This window comes from Xanthomonas sp. NCPPB 2864, from assembly GCF_056675615.1.
Genome location: NZ_JBWWVS010000002.1, coordinates 647,492 through 665,955, shown reverse-complemented (window position 1 = coordinate 665,955; position 18,464 = coordinate 647,492). Strand labels below are relative to the sequence as shown.

Annotated in this window: 16 protein-coding genes and 1 pseudogene; 9 read left to right on the top strand and 8 right to left on the bottom strand. The window is 64.9% G+C overall.

Translation table 11 applies throughout. From position 1 onward, the window contains the following. Window position 1 precedes the first annotated feature (1 nt). Genes cysW through AC1KVE_RS07910 form a run of 3 tightly spaced genes read right to left on the bottom strand, consistent with a single transcriptional unit; the run spans window position 2 to window position 2,916 of the window. Complete coding sequence (gene cysW / locus AC1KVE_RS07920; RefSeq protein WP_024938545.1) at window positions 2–955, bottom strand: sulfate ABC transporter permease subunit CysW; 954 nt, start codon at window positions 953–955, stop codon at window positions 2–4. Continuing rightward, on the bottom strand, window positions 952–1,812 hold the full coding sequence (gene cysT, locus AC1KVE_RS07915; protein ID WP_481092835.1) for a sulfate ABC transporter permease subunit CysT: 861 nt from the start codon (window positions 1,810–1,812) through the stop codon (window positions 952–954). Before cysT ends, cysW begins: the two co-directional genes overlap by 4 nt. Before the next feature lie 3 nt (window positions 1,813–1,815). Further along, on the bottom strand, window positions 1,816–2,916 hold the full coding sequence (locus AC1KVE_RS07910; RefSeq protein WP_026064742.1) for a sulfate ABC transporter substrate-binding protein: 1,101 nt from the start codon (window positions 2,914–2,916) through the stop codon (window positions 1,816–1,818). 89 nt (window positions 2,917–3,005) lie between these two features. On the opposite strand from AC1KVE_RS07910, the gene kbl reads away from it, so the two are divergent. Continuing rightward, on the top strand, window positions 3,006–4,214 hold the full coding sequence (kbl, locus tag AC1KVE_RS07905; RefSeq protein ID WP_046345819.1) for a glycine C-acetyltransferase: 1,209 nt from the start codon (window positions 3,006–3,008) through the stop codon (window positions 4,212–4,214). Further along, window positions 4,214–4,603, top strand: a complete 390-nt coding sequence (locus tag AC1KVE_RS07900; protein WP_104608448.1) for an HNH endonuclease — start codon at window positions 4,214–4,216, stop codon at window positions 4,601–4,603. Before kbl ends, AC1KVE_RS07900 begins: the two co-directional genes overlap by 1 nt. Here AC1KVE_RS07900 and AC1KVE_RS07895 read toward each other — a convergent pair. From AC1KVE_RS07895 to AC1KVE_RS07885, 3 genes are all read right to left on the bottom strand, one after another. After that, on the bottom strand, window positions 4,557–5,408 hold the full coding sequence (locus AC1KVE_RS07895; protein ID WP_054591852.1) for a pseudouridine synthase: 852 nt from the start codon (window positions 5,406–5,408) through the stop codon (window positions 4,557–4,559). The two genes, AC1KVE_RS07900 and AC1KVE_RS07895, sit on opposite strands and share 47 nt — an antisense overlap. Before the next feature lie 19 nt (window positions 5,409–5,427). After that, window positions 5,428–5,943: a hypothetical protein gene (locus tag AC1KVE_RS07890; protein ID WP_024938551.1), complete on the bottom strand. Its 516-nt coding sequence runs from the start codon at window positions 5,941–5,943 to the stop codon at window positions 5,428–5,430. Window positions 5,944–6,134: 191 nt separating this feature from the next. Next, window positions 6,135–7,232 carry an OmpA family protein gene (locus AC1KVE_RS07885; RefSeq protein WP_024938552.1) on the bottom strand — a complete coding sequence of 366 codons (1,098 nt, stop codon included), beginning with the start codon at window positions 7,230–7,232 and terminating at the stop codon, window positions 6,135–6,137. Window positions 7,233–7,648: 416 nt separating this feature from the next. Between AC1KVE_RS07885 and AC1KVE_RS07880 the strand changes: the two genes are divergently transcribed. The 5 genes and pseudogenes from AC1KVE_RS07880 to AC1KVE_RS07860 all read left to right on the top strand — a co-directional run bounded on the left by AC1KVE_RS07880 (window position 7,649) and on the right by AC1KVE_RS07860 (window position 14,203). Continuing rightward, on the top strand, window positions 7,649–8,671 hold the full coding sequence (locus tag AC1KVE_RS07880) for a zinc-binding alcohol dehydrogenase family protein (protein ID WP_184455131.1): 1,023 nt from the start codon (window positions 7,649–7,651) through the stop codon (window positions 8,669–8,671). Between the two features lie 539 nt (window positions 8,672–9,210). Beyond that, complete coding sequence (locus AC1KVE_RS07875; RefSeq protein WP_184455128.1) at window positions 9,211–11,250, top strand: oxidoreductase; 2,040 nt, start codon at window positions 9,211–9,213, stop codon at window positions 11,248–11,250. Window positions 11,251–11,582: 332 nt separating this feature from the next. Beyond that, window positions 11,583–12,049, top strand: a pseudogene (locus AC1KVE_RS07870) (MFS transporter); the annotation flags it as partial. A 1,014-nt stretch (window positions 12,050–13,063) separates the two neighbouring features. Further along, window positions 13,064–13,525: a cell wall hydrolase gene (locus AC1KVE_RS07865; RefSeq protein ID WP_016905076.1), complete on the top strand. Its 462-nt coding sequence runs from the start codon at window positions 13,064–13,066 to the stop codon at window positions 13,523–13,525. A gap of 63 nt (window positions 13,526–13,588) precedes the next feature. After that, on the top strand, window positions 13,589–14,203 hold the full coding sequence (locus tag AC1KVE_RS07860) for a glutathione S-transferase family protein (RefSeq protein WP_481092836.1): 615 nt from the start codon (window positions 13,589–13,591) through the stop codon (window positions 14,201–14,203). An 80-nt stretch (window positions 14,204–14,283) separates the two neighbouring features. Here AC1KVE_RS07860 and AC1KVE_RS07855 read toward each other — a convergent pair whose 3' ends face one another. Next, on the bottom strand, window positions 14,284–15,270 hold the full coding sequence (locus AC1KVE_RS07855) for a malate dehydrogenase (protein WP_104576263.1): 987 nt from the start codon (window positions 15,268–15,270) through the stop codon (window positions 14,284–14,286). A 117-nt stretch (window positions 15,271–15,387) separates the two neighbouring features. After that, window positions 15,388–15,882: a peptidylprolyl isomerase gene (locus tag AC1KVE_RS07850; RefSeq protein ID WP_016904578.1), complete on the bottom strand. Its 495-nt coding sequence runs from the start codon at window positions 15,880–15,882 to the stop codon at window positions 15,388–15,390. Between the two features lie 217 nt (window positions 15,883–16,099). Here AC1KVE_RS07850 and typA point away from each other — a divergent pair, with 217 nt between their 5' ends. Continuing rightward, complete coding sequence (gene typA / locus AC1KVE_RS07845; protein ID WP_016904579.1) at window positions 16,100–17,929, top strand: translational GTPase TypA; 1,830 nt, start codon at window positions 16,100–16,102, stop codon at window positions 17,927–17,929. Window positions 17,930–17,999: 70 nt separating this feature from the next. Next, window positions 18,000–18,419 (top strand): DUF2127 domain-containing protein, encoded by a 420-nt coding sequence (locus AC1KVE_RS07840; RefSeq protein ID WP_181142402.1) that lies wholly within the window; start codon window positions 18,000–18,002, stop codon window positions 18,417–18,419. Window positions 18,420–18,464: the final 45 nt, after the last annotated feature.

Here is an 18,464-nt window from a genome sequence, read left to right as displayed (position 1 = left end):
CTCAATGTCGGTGGTTGGCGGCGAGCGAATCGCCGTGCCGCCATTCCAGGTACGTCTTCAGCGCCAGCGTCAGCAGCGCGGTCAGTGCCAGCAACGAGGCACACGCAAACGCGGCGCTGTAGGCGTATTCGTTGTAGAGAATTTCCACATGTAGGGGCAGTGTATTGGTGCGCCCGCGGATATGCCCGGACACCACCGACACCGCACCGAACTCGCCCATCGCACGCGCTGCGCACAGCAACACGCCGTACAGCAGGCCCCAGCGGATGTTCGGCAGGGTCACGCGCCAGAACATCTGCCAGCCGTTCGCGCCCAGGCTCAAGGCGGCCAGTTCTTCATCGCTGCCCTGCTGCTCCATCAACGGCATCAGCTCGCGCGCGATGAAAGGAAAGGTGACGAAGGTCGTCGCCAGCACGATGCCGGGCAACGCAAACACGATGCGCGGCAACTGGATCAGCAACTCGCCAAAAAACGGCAACTGCAGTCGCCAGCCTTCGTCGATCAACGGCCACGCCCAGCCGCTGCGGCCGAAGATCAGCACGAAGATCAGGCCCGCCACCACCGGCGACACCGAGAACGGCAGGTCGATCAGGCTGATCAGCAAGCGCTTGCCGGGGAATTGGTGCTTGCTGACCGCCCACGCCGCCGCCACGCCGAACACCAGGTTCAGCGGCAGCACGATGGCAGTGACGATCAGGGTCAGCTTGATCGCCGACAATGCATCCGGGTCGACGATCGCGCGCAGAAAGGTTTCCCAGCCGCCGCGCAGCGCCTCGGCAAACACCAGCACCAGCGGCAGCAGCAGGAACGCCAGCAGGAACAGCAGCGCCCCCGCAATCATCAACCACTGCACCCAACGCGGCTCGTTGGTGGCCGAATCGGTGATGCGGCGGGCCTGTTCGGTCATCTGGCGGGTGTGCAACATGGCAGGCAGCGGCGAAACAGCATCGTTCATGCAGTCCTCCGTTGATAGCGCAGCAGGCGTGCCTGCAGCGCATTGACCACCAGCAGGATCACGAACGACAGCAGCAGCATCGCCGCGGCAATCGCGGTGGCGCCGGCATAGTCGAATTCCTCCAGCCGGATGGTGATCAGCAGCGGCGCGATCTCGGTCGAATTGGGCAGGTTGCCGGCGATGAAGATCACCGAGCCGTACTCACCCACACCACGCGCGAAGGCCAGCGCAAACCCGGTCAGGACTGCCGGCCAGAGCCCAGGCAGCACCACCCGCCACACTGTCTGCCAGCGCGATGCGCCCAGCGTGGCCGCGGCCGCTTCCAGCTCGCGCTCGCTCTCGGCCAGCACCGGCTGCACCACCCGTACCACGAACGGCAACCCGACGAACACCAGCGCCAGCACGATGCCCAACTGCGTGTAGGCCACCTTGATGCCGATCGCCTCCAGCCAGCGCCCAACCCAGCCGTTGCCGCCATACAACGCGGTCAGCGCGATGCCGGCCACCGCAGTCGGCAATGCGAACGGCAGGTCGATCACCGCATCGAACAGGCGCTTGCCTGGAAAGTTGTAGCGCACGAACACCCAGGCCACCCAGGTGCCCATCACCGCATTGAAGGCGCCGGCCGCGAACGCGGTGCCGAAGCTCACCCGCAGCGCCGACAGCACGCGCGGCTCGCTCCACACCCGCCACAGCCCATCCCAGCCCAGCCCGCTGGTCTTGATGAAGATGCCCAGCAGCGGGATCAACACGATCAGTCCCAGCCAGGTCAGCGTGATTCCAAGACTCAGACCCAGCCCCGGCATCACGCGTCGGCGCGGTGACGGCGCTGGATGGGGTGCAACCGACATCGGCATCGCCTACTTTTTTGCCTGGATCTGATCGAACACGCCACCGTCGGCGAAGTGTTCCTGCTGCGCCTTGTCCCACGATCCGAACGCGTCCTGGATGGTCACCAGTTTGATGTCCGGGAACCGCGCCAAATCGGCAGGGTCGGCAAATTCCGGATGGCGCGGGCGATAGAAATGCTTGGCCGCCAGCTTCTGCCCTTCCGGCGCATACAGGTAACGCAGATAGGCCTCGGCCACCTCGCGGGTGCCGTGCTTGTCGACGTTCTTATCGACCAGCGCCACCGACGGCTCGGCCAGGATCGACAGCTTGGGCACCACGATCTCGAACTTGTCCTTGCCCAGCTCTTCGCGCGCCAGCAGCGCCTCGTTTTCCCAGGCCAGCAGCACATCGCCGATGCCACGCTGCACGAACGTGGTGGTGGCGCCGCGCGCACCGGTATCCAGCACCGGCACGTTGCGGAACAACGCCTGCATGTAGCGCAAGATGCGCTCGCGGTCGCCCTTGAAGATATGGTCGGCGTAGGCCCAGGCGGCCAGATAATTCCAGCGCGCGCCACCGGAGGTCTTGGGGTTGGGCGTCACCACCGCCACGCCGGAGCGCAGCAGGTCCGGCCAATCATGGATGTTCTTCGGGTTGCCCTTGCGCACCAGGAACACGATCGTCGAGGTGTACGGCGCGCTGTTGTCGGGCAGGCGCTTTTCCCAGTCGCTGTCGATCAGCTTGGCCTTCTCGGCGATCGCGTCGACGTCATAGGCCAGCGCCAGCGTGACCACGTCGGCTTCGATGCCGTCGATCACCGCCCGTGCCTGTTTGCCGGAGCCGCCATGCGAGGTCTCTACCGTGACGGTGTCCTGCGGATGCTGCTGCTTCCACTGCGCGGCGAAGGCGCTGTTGTAGTCGCGATAGAACTCGCGGGTGGGGTCGTAACTGACATTGAGCAGGCCGATGTCGCGCGCGCCTGCCGGGCCGGCCAAGACCAGCAGGCTGCACAACACGGTCGATACAAGACGGAAGCGGGGGTGGGTCACAGCAATCTCCAAACCGTTGGGGCGCAGCTGAACAGCAAGCATGCCATGCTGCGCAGCGGCACGCAGGCGGTGAAATGACATCAAGGCCGCACCTTATGCCGATTTTGCATGACGTAGTGGTATGCCACCGTGATCGTTAAAATCATGCGTCTCTTGCCACTGCGACCGCCATGACCAACGCTCCCGCTGCGCTGACTGCCCATTACGCCGCCGAACTGGAAACCATCCAGTCCCAGGGCCTGTTCAAGTCCGAGCGCATCATCACCGGCCCGCAGTCGGCGCGGATCACCCTGGCCGATGGCCGCAGCGTGCTCAACTTCTGCGCCAACAACTATCTGGGCCTGGCCGACCACCCGGACATCATCCAGGCCGCCAAGGACGCGCTGGATACGCACGGCTTCGGCATGGCCTCGGTGCGCTTCATCTGTGGCACCCAGGACCTGCACAAGCAGCTCGAGCGCACCATCGCCGATTTCTTCGGCACCGAGGACACCATCCTCTACGCCGCCTGTTTCGATGCCAACGGCGGCCTGTTCGAACCGCTGCTCGGCGAAGCGGACGCGATCATTTCCGACGCGCTCAACCACGCCTCCATCATCGACGGCGTGCGCCTGTGCAAGGCCAAGCGCTTCCGCTACGCCAACTGCGACATGGCTGATCTGGAAGCGCAGCTGCAGGCCGCCGATGCGGCCGGCTGCAAGACCAAGCTGATCACCAGCGACGGCGTGTTCTCGATGGACGGCTTCATCGCCCCGCTGGACGAGATCACCGCCCTCGCCCGCAAATACAACGCGCTGGTGCATATCGACGAATGCCATGCCACCGGCTTTCTCGGCGCCAGCGGCCGCGGCTCGGCCGAGGTCAAGGGCGTGCTGGACCAGATCGACATCATCACCGGCACGCTGGGCAAGGCGATGGGCGGCGCCCTGGGCGGCTTCACCACTGCCAAGCGCGAAGTCATCGAACTGCTGCGCCAGCGCTCGCGCCCATACCTGTTTTCCAACTCGCTGCCGCCGCATGTGGTGGCCGCCGGCATCAAGGCCTTCCAGATGCTGGAAGCCGCCGGCGAGCTGCGCACGCAACTGGTCGACAACACCCGCTACTTCCGCGAGCGCATGACCGCTGCCGGCTTCGACCTCAAGCCCGGCGTGCACCCGATCAGCCCGGTAATGCTCTACGACGCGCCGCTGGCGCAAAAATTCGCCGAGCGGCTGCTGGAAGAAGGCATCTACGCGATCGGCTTCTTCTTCCCGGTGGTGCCCAAGGGCCAGGCGCGTATCCGCACCCAGATCAGCGCCGCGCACACCCGCGAGCAGCTGGATCAGGCGATCGACGCGTTCATCAAGATCGGCCGCGAACTGGACGTCATCCAGCACTGATGCGCTCGGCGCTGCGCCAACGGCTGCTGCTCGCGGCGCAGACCGATACCCAGGCGCAGCTGTTGGATGGCAACTGGGAAACCCGCTGCCTACATTGCCGTCGGCGCCTGCAACTACGCGCCGATGGCGAACCGCTCGGGCACACCACGCTGGAACATGTGGTCCCGCAGGCCTGGTTCGGCCGTCGCGCGGCGGCGGCCCTGTGTGCGCTGGTCGGCGACGATGCCAATGCAGCGCGCAATCTCGCCCTGGCCTGTGCCGGCTGCAATCATGCCAAGGGCCGACGCCACGATGCCAACGGTGCCGGCGACGCCCGCGCCGTCGAGGTGGTGAGCGCCTTGCTCAGCGCGCGTCTGGCGCGCTGGCGGGAGCCGCCGTCAGCGCACTGACTTCCGCTGGGCTGAGCATCCGCCACGCACCCTTGCCCAGCTCGCCCATCGCCAGCGAGCCGATCGCCACCCGCACCAGCCGCAGCACGCCGATCTCCACCGCAGCCAACAAGCGGCGGATCTGCCGATTGCGGCCTTCGTCCAGCACGATCTCCAGCCACGCATTGCGCTCGCCTTCGCGCAGCACGCCGACCCGCTTGGCGCGCAGCAGTACGCCCTCGCCGTCCGGATCGGGATCGACCACACCGGCCTGCAGTTGCGCCAGTTGCGCAGCGCTCGGGCGGCAATCGATCTGCACGTGATAGGTCTTGTCCGGCCCGGTCATCGGGTCGGTCACCGTGGCGGCCCATTGCGGATCGTTGCTGAAGAGCAGCAGGCCTTCGCTGGCCTTGTCCAGGCGCCCGACCGGGGCGATCCACGGCAATCCGGCGCCATCGAAGCAGCGATACACCGTGTCCCTGCCCTGCTCGTCGCGTGCGGTGGTGACCACGCCGCGCGGCTTGTTGAGCATCAGGTAGCACCGCGCCGGGCCGGCCAATGGCTGTCCGTCGACGCGGATGGTGGAGTGCTGATCAGCGCGGATCGGATATTCGGGATCGCGTATTACGCGCGCGGCCACGCTGACCCGCCCGTCGGCGACCCAGCGCGCCGCTTCGGTACGCGAACACACGCCCAGTTTGGACAGCACGCGCGCCAGCCCGTGGCGTGGCGCGCTGGTCGCCGTGGTCGTACCGGAGGCGCGCGACGCGCCCGCCGGACCACGCGTGCGCTGCCGGGACGTCGCCGGCGCAGGCCGCCGGGTCATGCCGTCCCGACCGCGTTGCTTACTTGTTTTCGACCGACTTGGCGTCGGCCGCAGGCGTTGCGGTTGCGGCAGCAGCCGGAGCCGGCGCAGCCACCGGGCGTGCCTTGACCACGCGCACGCCGCGCGCCTTCATCCAGGCATCGAATTCTTCGGCGGTCATGCGCTTGCCGTTCTGGCTCATGTCAAAGCGCCACGGCGTGTTGTCGAACGCGGTGGTGGCCTTGTAGGCGGCCGGATCGTTCGGATTGACGGTGCCGCCGGGCGGAATGACCTTGGCCAGATCCTGGCAGCCTTCCACGCGCAGACGCAGCAGCACGCGGTCCACCGACTGCTCGGTGGTGTAAGGCTGTGCCAGCACGCCGGTGGGCATGCCCAGCTGCACGCTACGGGTGTAGAACTCGGCGGCCGCCGGCGCAATGACGGTGGCGGGCAACGGCAGCGGCTGGGACACCGTGCTGCCGGCGCAGTTCGGAGCGGCGTAGGCGGCGGGAATCAAGGCGAGACAGAGCAATCCAGCCGTAGCGGTACGCAGCATCGGGTTCTTCCAATTATGAGTGTGGTGTTGACGCGGCGAGTGTAGGCAGCGATGAACGCCGTTTCAACCGGAAACGTGCCTGGATGGCAACGCAGACAGGATTTGCACCGTCCAGGCGCAGGTTTTGCGGTCCCCACAAAGACAAAACCCGGCGCAAGGCCGGGTTTTGTATGCAACAGCTAGCGGTCCAATTAGTTCTGGACGTTCAGCTCGGTACGACGGTTCTTCGCACGGCCTTCCGGATTGTCGGAACCATCCGGGTTGGTGTTCGGAGCAATCGGACGGCTCTCGCCGTAGCCGATCGGACCAACCAGACGCGACGCATCGACGCCGTTCTTGGTCAGGTAGTCGTACACGGTGGTCGCACGACGCTCGGACAGCTTCTGGTTGTACTCGTCGGTACCCTTCGAGTCGGTGTGACCAGCAACCTCAACCTTCAGGTCGGGGTAACGCTTCAGGATCTCGGTCGCTTCGCTCAGGATCGAGACGGCGTCCGGACGCAGGGTCGACTTGTTGAAGTCGAAGTTCACGCCCTTCAGATCGATCGACACAGGCACCGGGCAACCGTCCGGACCGATGGTCTGGCCAGGCTGCGAAGCCGGGCACTTGTCGTCGCAGTTGTTGACGCCGTCACCGTCGTCGTCCAGGTCTGCGCAGCTCGGAGCAACCGGAGCCGGGGCCGGCGGCGGAGCGGTCGACGGAGCCGGTCCCAACGGGATCACGACGCCGACCGAAGCCAGCACGTCGCCGAACCAGTCTTCCTGCGGAGCAGCAACGCTCTGGTCGTTGAAGTCAGCGCGGTAGGCCAACTCGGCACGCACGGCGACGCGCTTGTCGAAGGTGGTCTGCAGACCGACACCAGCCTTGGCGGCAAAGTTGCCGTCCTTCTGCTGGCCCGGCGAAACCGGGTTCGGGGTCGCGTCGAATTCTTCTTCCGAACGCTGGTAGCCCAGACCGAACAGCAGGTAGGGGTTCCAGCCGCGGCCTTCCTGGATGAAGTGGCGACGCAGGTCGAACGAGATGCCGTACTGGCTCCAGTTCTGATCCTGGTTGGCATCGAAGTTCGGGTTCTGATAGTTCAGCTCGCCGTCGATCGACCAGTTCGGGCTGACGAACTTGCCCAGACCCAGGGTGACGAACGGGGCATCATTGGTCAGACGATCGCTGTCCTGGAAGTTGAAGCCAGCGCTACCGGTCAGGTACCAACGGTCATCGAACTCCTGCGCGGAAGCAGCCTGGGCAACCGCCAGACCGCCGAGCAACGCGGCAGTGAGAATTTTCTTGTTCATGTGTATACAGCTCCTTCTTTGGGAGATAAAACCGATAGAGGCGTTGTTCTTGGTAAAGATGCTCGTCACATCCAGAGCCATCGGGGCGCAGATTAAGCCGGCTTCAGTGAAGATCGCGTTAACGGTCATATAACATGTGAAAGCAATCACCAGGGCCGGCGATCCCTTTCAATACTACGTATACAGTTTCATGAAGGGAAGGACCGTGCACTCAGTTTGCACATCTGACCTGCATGAACCGCAGCCCAATTAAGCCAGTTGAATACGCTGGCGGATCCACCTTGCCGGCGGGCTGCACAGTGATGCGAAAACCACATTGGTGAACGCCAGGCCCCGTCCGAGCTGAATTGTTGGGTCGGTGGTTGCAGCGCGACGGCTTCACAACGCACCCTGAACTCCCCACATGGAGCGACCCGATGAAAGCTGTCGTCATCACCCGTCATCTTCCGATCGACGATTCCGCCGCACTGCTTGACATGGAACTTCCGGCCCCGTTGGCCCCTTCGGGGTATGACTTATTGGTCCGCGTCGAGGCGATCTCGGTCAATCCGGTCGACACCAAGGTGCGTGCACCCAAGCCACACACGCTGGATGCGCCGAAGATCCTGGGCTACGACGCGGCTGGCGTCGTCGAAGCGGTAGGCCCCGAGGTCACCGCGTTCGCAGTCGGCGACGAGGTGTATTACGCGGGCGACATCGGCCGCCCGGGCAGCAACGCGCAATACCAATTGGTCGATGCGCGCATCGCCGGCTGCAAGCCCACCTCACTCAGCTTCGCCCAGGCCGCGGCCCTGCCGCTGACCACGTTGACCGCCTGGGAGCTGCTGTTCCAGCGCATGCCGTTCTCTTTCGACGGCGCGCGCAATCGCGGCAAGCACGTGCTGATCATCGGCGGTGCGGGCGGCGTGGGATCGATCGCCATACAGTTGGCGCGGCATGCCGGTTTCAGCGTGATCGCCACCGCCTCGCGACCGGAAACCATCGAATGGGTGCGGCAGATGGGCGCCCAGCATGTGATCGACCATCACCAGCCGCTGCAGCCGCAGTTGCAGGCCTTGGGAATGCAGAGCGTGGACGCCGCACTCAACCTGGCCGACACCGACCGCTACTGGGAGCAACTGGGCGAGATCCTGGCACCGCAGGGGCATGTGGGCTTGATCGTGGAGCCGCGCGGCCCGCTGTCGATCGGCGATCCCTACAAAGCCAAATGCATCGGCATCCACTGGGAGCTGATGTTCACCCGTGCCCGCTACGCAACCGAGGATATGGTCGAGCAACACCGCATCCTCAACCGTGCCGCCAGCTTGATCGATGCGGGCGAGCTGCGCACCACCCATACCGAAACGCTGTCACCGATCAATGCGCAGCAATTACGCGAGGCGCACCGACGGCTGGAAAGCGGCAGCACGATCGGCAAGCTGGTACTGGCGGGTTGGTGATCGCCGTGACCGCTTGAGTCCGGCTGCCGCAGCGGGCACGGGCCGTTGGCTCGCAGAGGAAGAAGGCAGCACGGCCCCAGCGCGCGCACATGACCCAGCGGCAAGGCGGGAGGGCACCCTGATCGTGCGGTCCGCCTCGCTGCTGGGGCGCAGGCCCGATCGCAGAGGCGTTTCCTGTAATGCGAGGCGATCTGTTCCGCGGCAGCGGCGCGGGCGGATCGGCCCCGCTCGACAGAGACTCGCCCCCGCGACCCGCGCGGCGCTGGAGCGCGGCCGCCCAGCTGACAGCACTGATCAAGAAGTCGGCAAGTGCGGCTCGAGCCTCAGCCAGCCAGCGGGCCAGCAGGGGCGTCTTCTTCGCGCCATTGGTTGCGCTTGGCAGACATGGGCGCCCCCACTGAGATACGGCCCGATGTGCAGGCCAACCGTACCGCCCTCCCCTCCGAAACCGCCGATTGCGCCGTATGAGCGGGTCAAGACTTGCCGCCAGGCCCGTTTGCCTGCATCGTGCGCACTCCGTACGCCAGCGTATCCACACCATGTCGCCCGCCACCGGCCCGTCCGTCTCGTCCTACCCGCACCTGTTCGCGCCGCTCGATCTGGGCTTCACGCAACTGCGCAACCGCGTCCTGATGGGCTCGATGCACACCGGTCTGGAAGACCGGGCGCGCGATTTCCCCAAACTGGCCGCGTATTTCGCCGAGCGCGCTGCCGGCGGGGTTGGCTTGATCGTCACCGGCGGCTTTTCGCCGAACGTGGTGGGCTGGCTCAAGCCGTTCGGCGGCAAGCTGTCGTGGCCGTGGGAGGTGCGCCCGCATCGTCAGGTCACCCGGGCGGTGCATGCGCACGGCGCGAAGATCTGCCTGCAGCTGCTGCATGCCGGGCGCTATGCCTATCACCCCCTGTCGGTGGCACCGTCCAGGCTCAAGGCGCCGATCAACCCGTTCACCCCACGCGCGCTATCGGCACGTGCGGTGGATCGTCAGATCGCCGCCTACGCGCGTGCGGCGCGGCTGGCCCGCGACGCCGGCTACGACGGCGTGGAGGTGATGGGATCGGAAGGCTATCTGATCAACGAATTCACCGCCGCGCGCACCAACCAGCGCAGCGATGCCTGGGGTGGCGATGCGACCAAGCGCATGCGCTTTGCGGTGGAGATCGTGCGACGCATCCGCGAGGCGTGCGGGCCGGACTTCATCATCATCTACCGGCTGTCGCTGGTGGACCTGGTCGAAGGCGGCAACCAGTGGCAGGACATCCTGACGCAGGCGCAGGCGATCGAAGCGGCCGGCGCAACCATCATCAATTCCGGTATCGGCTGGCACGAGGCACGCATCCCGACCATCGCCACCTCGGTACCGCGCGCCGCATTTGCGGGTGTGACCGCCAAGCTCAAGCCGCACCTGCGTATTCCGGTGGTGGCCACCAACCGCATCAACATGCCCGAAGTGGCCGAGCGCATCCTGGCCGACGGCGCCGCCGACATGGTGTCGCTGGCGCGCCCGCTGCTGGCCGATCCGCAGTGGGCCAACAAGGCACGCACCGGCCAGTCGCACGCCATCAATACCTGCATCGCCTGCAATCAGGCCTGCCTGGATCATGTGTTCGACAACAAGCTGGCGAGCTGCCTGGTCAACCCGCGCGCAGCGCACGAAACCGAACTGATCTACGCACCGACCCCCAACCCCAGGCGCATTGCGGTGGTCGGTGCCGGCCCGGCCGGTCTGGCTTGCGCGACAGTGGCCGCCGAGCGCGGTCATCGCGTCACCTTGTTCGATGCGGGCGATGCAATTGGTGGGCAATTCAATGTCGCCAGGCGCATCCCGGGCAAGGAAGAATTCAACGAGACGCTGCGCTACTTCGGCCACCGCATCGATGCGACCGGGGTGCAGCTGCGCCTGAATACCCGGGTAGAAGCCGCAGACCTGAAAGACTTCGACGAGATTGTGCTGGCCACCGGCATCGAGCCGCGCAAGGTGGACTTCCCCGGCGCCGATCACCCGATGGTCGTGAGCTATCTCGACGTGGTGCTGGGCCGCCATGTCGCTGCCGACAAGGTCGCGATCATCGGGGCCGGCGGGATTGGCTTCGATGTCGGCGAATTTCTCGTGCACACAGGGCCATCGTCGTCGCTGGACCCTGCGCGCTGGATGGCCGAATGGGGCGTGGACCCCAGCTTCGAAACGGCTGGGGCATTGGCCAGGCCGCAGCCCGAGCGCCCTGCCCGCCAGGTCTGGCTGCTGCAGCGCAGCCCCGGCAGACCCGGCGCGCGCCTGGGCAAGACCACCGGCTGGATCCACCGCGCCACGCTCAAGGCCAAGGGCGTCAAGATGCTGGGCGGCGTGGAATATCTGGGCGTGGACGACGCCGGACTGCGGATCCGCGTGGACGGCGCCGAACAAGTGCTCGATGTCGGCACGGTGGTGGTCTGCGCCGGGCAGGAGCCGCGCCGCGACCTGCTGGCCGCGCTGCAGGCCAACGGGCAGCAACCGCATCTGATCGGCGGTGCGGATGTCGCCGCCGAACTGGACGCCAAGCGTGCGATCGATCAGGCCTGCCGACTGGCGGCGAAGTTGTAACACGCGTTGCCGCAATGCGCTGAACGCCACAGCAGCCTGAGCGCGACACCCGCACCAACCTCTTTGTGAGCGTCATGGAGCGGGGCTGGCGCAACGTCAACGCCGGTGGTGGTGGCGGTGGTGGCGGTGATGAAACGATGACCGGTTCACCCATGAGATGCCGGCGCCGGGATCCATATGCGCCGGATCGATGCAGGCGATGACGCTGCCATCGACCTGGCGCCCAACCCCGTGAGCGCCGCTGATCGGTGCAGCGCAGTCCATTCTCTTTCTTTTCGCAGCTCGGCGATAAACCGGGCATGCCCGCGACGCCGACTACATCGCTGCATCCACTTCCCGCCGATGTCCATCTGATCAGCGTATTGCTGCTCAGCCTGCCCTTCCGCGCCGCTTATGCAGTCGGCGACGTCGCACAGAACACCTTGCTGGGATTGGGCCGCTGGTCCTGGCGTGGCACGCGCGGCGTCAGAGCGCTGCGTCCGATCGGCAGCGGGCTGGCCGCGCTCTTGGTCAGCGCCGCGATCGGCCTGGTTCTGAAGGCGGCACGCCTGCCGCCGCGTCGACTGCGTTGATGGTAGTCGCTTTGGTCAGCAGTATTGCCGTGCTGTCGGCATGGTGGTTACGCAACGCATTGCAGCCTTACGCGCATACGGCTGCCACGACTGCATCGCCAGTAGCTGCGCTGAAGTGGCGGCGCGATCAGTTGCTGCCCTTGGCGGTCATCGCAGCACTGGCCCTGACATTGCCGACGCTCACCAAATTGGCGCCGTATCTGGCGCAGTTGCGTACCGGCTCGTCTGCATGTCTGCATGTCTGCATGTCTGCATGTCTGCATGTCTGCATGTCTGCATGAGATTGTTTCGCACCATGTTGAACTTGATGCGTGTGATTCAACAGGCCTGATGCGTTCGAACATCTGCACTGCGAATAGCAACAGCGTTAGCAAGCGCGCACTGCGATTGCCGCATGGCCAACGCCGCTGTGCCACCGATACCGTCGAAGGAATCGTGATCGATGATTTTGACGATCTCGGTTGCATATCGTCGTGCAGCCACTACAAGCCATCTAAAATTCCGCTGACGCATTTGTGCACGATGGATATGCAAACTTGACGCACGACTTGGTGCTGCGATGCGAGCGCCAATACCGTCGTGGCGTTTGGTGTTCACTCGCCACCATCAACGCGCATCGAGCACCTCGGACGCCTCCTCTAGTGATTACAACACCGCGTTCTACGATGCACATGCGAGCGCTCGATGCATGATCCGGACTGCATCAAGCACCATGCACTGAAAGCTCCTTTATGCACCCCGCGTTCGCATCTCGACACATCCCCATTGCAGTAGAAAGCGGCGATACGCAAGCACATCCCTCAGTGACGATGACGTGTAGCGCAGACTGCAGATCGCATTGCATGCGTAGCCTAAGTGCAACGCGTTGCACGTCTCGAGCCATTGCGCAGGTGCGCAACAGCGCACGCGCACCGCATCGAGATCCGTTGCGGCATCCGCTGTCGCCAGCGCGATGCGACGCACACGACGGATGCGTCGCGCTGGTGTCATCGAACCAAGCCGCAGATGCAGCAAGCAATCACACCCGTCAAGCCCGCCTATTCAGCCGCGATTCTGTGATCGACGCCTACCTTGCGCCAACTTTTTGACCCGCCGCATTTGGCGGGCACCTCCGGTAGATCTTCTTTCGCCGGAGACCGGGCGACCCGTGGCAGGTCGCCTCCCCATGACGCCAAGCCCTCTGTACTGGTGCATCCACCTTGGATGCTCTGCGGATCGGCCCATACGGAGCAAGGAGTTATATGAAACTGGTTTGGATACTTTGGCTGTCGCAGTTGTTGCCGCAGCCGGCTGCAGATTCGTTGTGCTTGAGCACTACCGTGTACCTGGAAGCGCGTGATCAGACCTTGCGCGGCCAGCAAGCCGTCGCCGAAGTTGCGTTGCGTCGGCTGGACAGCGGCTTGTGGGGCGACTCGATGTGTCAGGTGGTCACTGCACGCAAGCAGTTCGCGCCTACCATCGTGGCTCCGGGGACGCAGCTGAAAAACGACGATGCCTGGAACAAGGCGCTGGATGTGGCACTGGCTGCAGAGCGCAACTGGGCGCTGCCGGTGGGGCAACGCAAGGAAATCGTGCCGGGCGCCAGTCACTTTGCCGCAAGCGCGATCGCAAGCCCGAGCTGGCGTAATGCCTACCAGGTGGCCACCATCGGCGACCACACGTTCTATCGCGTACAGAAGCTGCGCCCGCGCACCGCATCCTGACGCTGCCCACGCACTCACGCGTTGCCGCTAAGCTTGCGTCTTCGTTCTTGTGCGGAAATTCTCATGAAGCTGTACACCAAGCCGGGCGCATGTTCGCTGGCAGATCACATCGTGCTGCGCTGGTCGGGGCTGCCCTTCGATCTGCAGGTGGTCGACGCCGCGACGATGAAGTCCCCCGAATATCTGCGCCTCAACCCGGCCGGTGCCGTGCCGCTGTTGGTCGTCGACGACTGGGCACTGACCCAGAACGCCGCCATCCTCAACTACATCGCCGACATCGCGCCGCTTACCGGTCTGTCCGGCGATGGCACCGCGCGCAGCCGTGCGGAGATCAATCGCTGGATCGCCTTCGCCAATGCGGATGTGCATCCGGCCTTCAAGCCGATCTTCGGCAGCACCGCCTATCTGCAGGACGACGCGCTGATCGCGCGCAGCCATGACGACGCACGCAGCAAGCTGCGCACCTTGTACGAACGTGTCGACGCGCATCTGCAGGGACGCAACTGGCTGGCAGGCGACACCCATACCGGCGCCGATGCGTACCTGTTCGTGACGCTGCGATGGGCGCAGAAGGTGGGCGTGGATCTCGGTGGCCTGAGCGCGGTAGATGCATTCATGCAGCGCATGCTGGACGATGCCGATGTGCAGGCCGCATTGCAGGCCGAAGGCCTGGCCTGAGCCGGGAGCATCGCACAAGCGCCACATAAAAAACGCCGGGCATTGCCCGGCGTTTTCGTTACAACAGCAAGGCGAGAAACTCAGCCCAGCAGATGCGACACGCCGCTGCGCTCTTCTTCCAGCTCGGCCAGGGTCTTGTCGATGTACTTCTGGCTGAAGTCGTCGATCGGCAGATCCTTGACCAGGGTGTACTCGCCGTTGGCGGTGGTCACCGGGAAGCCGAAGATCACGCCTTCCGGGATGCCGTAGGAGCCGTCGGACGGCACGCCCATCGTCACCCACTTGCCGTTGCTGCCCAGCACCCAGTCGCGCACGTGATCGATGGCGGCATTGGCGGCCGACGCAGCCGAGGACAGGCCGCGCGCCTCGATGATCGCCGCGCCGCGCTTGCCCACGGTCGGGATGAAGGTGGACGCGTTCCATTCCTGGTCGTTGATCGCATCGCCTACCGAGGCACCATCGGAGGTTGCGAAACGGTAGTCCGGGTACATGGTCGGGCTGTGGTTGCCCCACACCACCAGCTTCTCGATGCCGCCGACCGGCTTGCCGAGCTTCTGCGACAGCTGGCTGAGCGCACGGTTGTGGTCCAGACGCAGCATGGCGGTGAAATTCTTCGGGTTCAGATCCGGCGCCGACTTCATCGCGATGTACGCATTGGTGTTGGCCGGGTTACCGACCACCAGCACCTTGACGTCACGCTTGGCGACCTTGTTCAACGCCGCGCCCTGCGCGGTGAAGATCTTGGCGTTTTCCAGCAGCAGGTCCTTGCGCTCCATGCCCGGGCCGCGCGGACGCGCACCGACCAGCAGGGCGACGTCGATGTCCTTGAACGCCACTTCGGCGTCGTCGGTGCCGACCACGCCGGCCAGCAGCGGGAATGCGCAGTCTTCCAGCTCCATGATCACGCCCTTGAGCGCGGCCTGGGCCTTTTCATTGGACAGTTCCAGCAATTGCAGGATCACCGGCTGATCCTTGCCCAGCATTTCGCCGGAGGCGATGCGGAACAGCAGGGCATAGCCGATCTGGCCGGCAGCGCCGGTCACGGCAACACGAACAGGTGCTTTCATGGGGAGTTTCCTCTGCTAAAAAACATGGGTGGAGGTGCACGCTGGCGTGGCGCAGGGCCTGGCGGCGCGCAGTGACAGACGAACGGCCGCACAGGGCGGCCGTTCGGGGGAAAGACATCAGGCGGCGAGGATCTTGTTCCACTCCGCGACACGGTCGGCCTTGGCGGCCAGCACGGCGTCGGTATCGCCTTCGATCGTCACCTTGTTGATCACATCGCCCTGGGCGACGGCATCGACCACGTCCAGGCCCTGGGTGACCTTGCCGAACACGGTGTGCTTGCCGTCCAGCCACGGGGTGGCGGTGTGGGTGATGAAGAACTGGCTGCCGTTGGTGTTGGGGCCGGCATTGGCCATGGACAGCACGCCGCGCTCGTGGCCGACGCCGTTGTTGGCTTCATCCTCGAAACGGTAGCCCGGGCCGCCGCGGCCGGAGCCTTCCGGGCAGCCGCCCTGGATCATGAAGTCGGCGATGACGCGGTGGAAGCTCAGGCCATCGTAGAAGCCGCGCTGGACCAGGTTGACGAAGTTGGCAACGGTCAGCGGGGCCTTGTCGGCGAACAGCTCGACCACGATCGGGCCGCGGGTGGTGTCGAAATGGGCAATCAGGGACATGGAAATCCTTGCAGGTTTCAGGGTGTATGACAGCCCATTAGGATACACCCGGGCGTGCAGGCGGCCGTGCAGGTTGGACCATCGTCGGGGTGTCCGGGCTAGCTGAATGGGCGTTTTGGACCGCTCAGCGGCCGAACGCAACGGTGCGGCAACGAAACCGCTATAATGTCGGGCTTACCTCATCTCAAGACTGGCGCCAGACAGGGGCCCTTTCCGCATGTCTATCGAAAAACTCCGCAATATCGCCATCGTCGCGCACGTTGACCATGGCAAGACCACCCTCGTCGACTGCCTGCTGAAGCAGTCCGGCACCCTGTCCGAACGCACCGTGCTGGCTGAGCGCGTGATGGACAGCAACGACCAGGAAAAGGAGCGTGGCATCACGATCCTGGCCAAGAACACGGCCATCACCTGGAACGGCAACCGCATCAACATCGTCGACACCCCGGGACACGCCGACTTCGGTGGCGAAGTCGAGCGCGTGCTGTCGATGGTGGACTCGGTGCTGATCCTGGTCGATGCGATGGACGGCCCGATGCCGCAGACCCGCTTCGTGACCCAGAAGGCGTTCGCGATGGGCTTCAAGCCGATCGTGGTGGTCAACAAGATCGACCGTCCCGGCGCACGCCCGGACTGGGTCATCGACCAGGTGTTCGACCTGTTCGACAAGCTCGGCGCAACCGACGAGCAGCTGGACTTCCCGATCGTCTACACCTCCGCCCTGAACGGCTACGCCAGCCTGGATTCGAGCGTGCGCGATGGCGACATGACCCCGCTGTACGAAGCGATCATGCAGCACGTGTCGGCACCGGACGTGGATCCGGACGGCCCGTTCCAGATGCGCATCAGCCAGCTGGACTACAACAACTTCGTCGGCGTGATCGGCATCGGCCGCATCCAGCGCGGCGTGCTGAAGAAGAACATGCCGGTCAGCGTGATCGACCGCGAAGGCAAGAAGCGCCAGGGCAAGGTGCTGCAGGTGCTGGGCTTCCTCGGCCTGGAGCGCATCGAGCAGGACACCGCCGAGGCCGGCGACATCGTCGCCATCTCCGGCGTGGCCGAGCTGACCATTTCCGACACCGTGTGTGCGCTCGACGCCCCGGAAGCGCTGCCGGCGCTGACCGTGGACGAGCCCACCATCTCGATGACCTTCCAGGTCAACAACTCGCCGTTCGCCGGCAACAAGGACCTGTCCGGCGGCAAGTTCCTGACCAGCCGCCAGCTGCGCGACCGTCTGGACCGCGAGAAGGTGCACAACGTGGCACTGAAGGTCGAGGAAGGCTCCGACGCCGACAAGTTCCTGGTCTCCGGCCGTGGCGAACTGCACCTGTCGGTGCTGATCGAGAACATGCGTCGTGAAGGCTACGAGCTGGCCGTGTCGCGCCCGGAAGTCATCATCAAGGAAATCGACGGCAAGCAGATGGAGCCGATCGAACAGCTGGTGGTGGACATCGAAGAACAGCACCAGGGCGGCGTGATGGAAAAGCTGGGCACCCGCAAGGGCCAGCTGAAGAACATGGAGCCGGACGGCAAGGGCCGCGTGCGCCTGGACTACATGATCCCGGCGCGTGGCCTGATCGGTTTCCAGAACGAGTTCCGCACCCTGACCCAGGGCTCGGGCCTGCTGTTCCATGTGTTCGACCATTACGGTCCGAAGGAACAGGGCGCGATCGCCAAGCGCCAGAACGGCGTGATGATTGCCAACGCTGCGGGCGCCACCCCGGCCTATGCACTGGGGCCGTTGGAAGAGCGCGGCCGTCTGTTCGCTGCCGAAGGCGACAACGTGTATGAAGGTCAGCTGGTCGGTATCCACTCCAAGGACAACGACCTGACCGTCAACGCGATCAAGACCAAGCCGCTGACCAACATGCGTGCTTCGGGCAAGGACGATGCGATCAAGCTGACCCCGGCGATCAAGTACACGCTGGAGCAGGCACTGGACTTCATCGAGGACGACGAGCTGGTCGAAGTCACCCCGAAGGAAATCCGCCTGCGCAAGAAGTTCCTCACCGAAAGCGACCGCAAGCGCGCTGGCCGTTCCGGCTAAGCACGGGACGTCCATCCCCGTGAGCAACACGCCCTACAGCCCGGATCCGCGCGCGCATCCGGGGCTGCATGTGATCGCCTTGCTAGAGGCGGTCAAGGGGACGCTTGCGCTGTTGGCGGCGACGGGCCTGGAAATTCTGGGCCCGCTCCCGCTGCAGGACGCGGTCAGCACGCTGATCCGCCGCTTCAATCTGGATCCCGACCACGGCGCACTGCCGTCGTTGCTCAAGACCATCAGTCCCGACGCCGTCCATCTGGCTGCTGCCGCAATGCTGGCGTATGGCCTGCTGCACGTGGTGGAAGCCTGGGGTCTGTGGCGTGCCAAGGCCTGGGCGTCGCTGCTGGGCTGCCTGTCGGCGGCCATCTACCTGCCGTTCGATATCTACGCCATCGTCCGCCATCCCGGCTGGACCGCCTGGGGCGTGCTATCGATCAATCTGATCGTGGTCGGCGTGCTGGCACGCGATCTGATCAAACGCCGGCGCCGCTGAGGCCCCCTGCCCGTCTGCGGGCATGTCATACACATTGTCACCCCG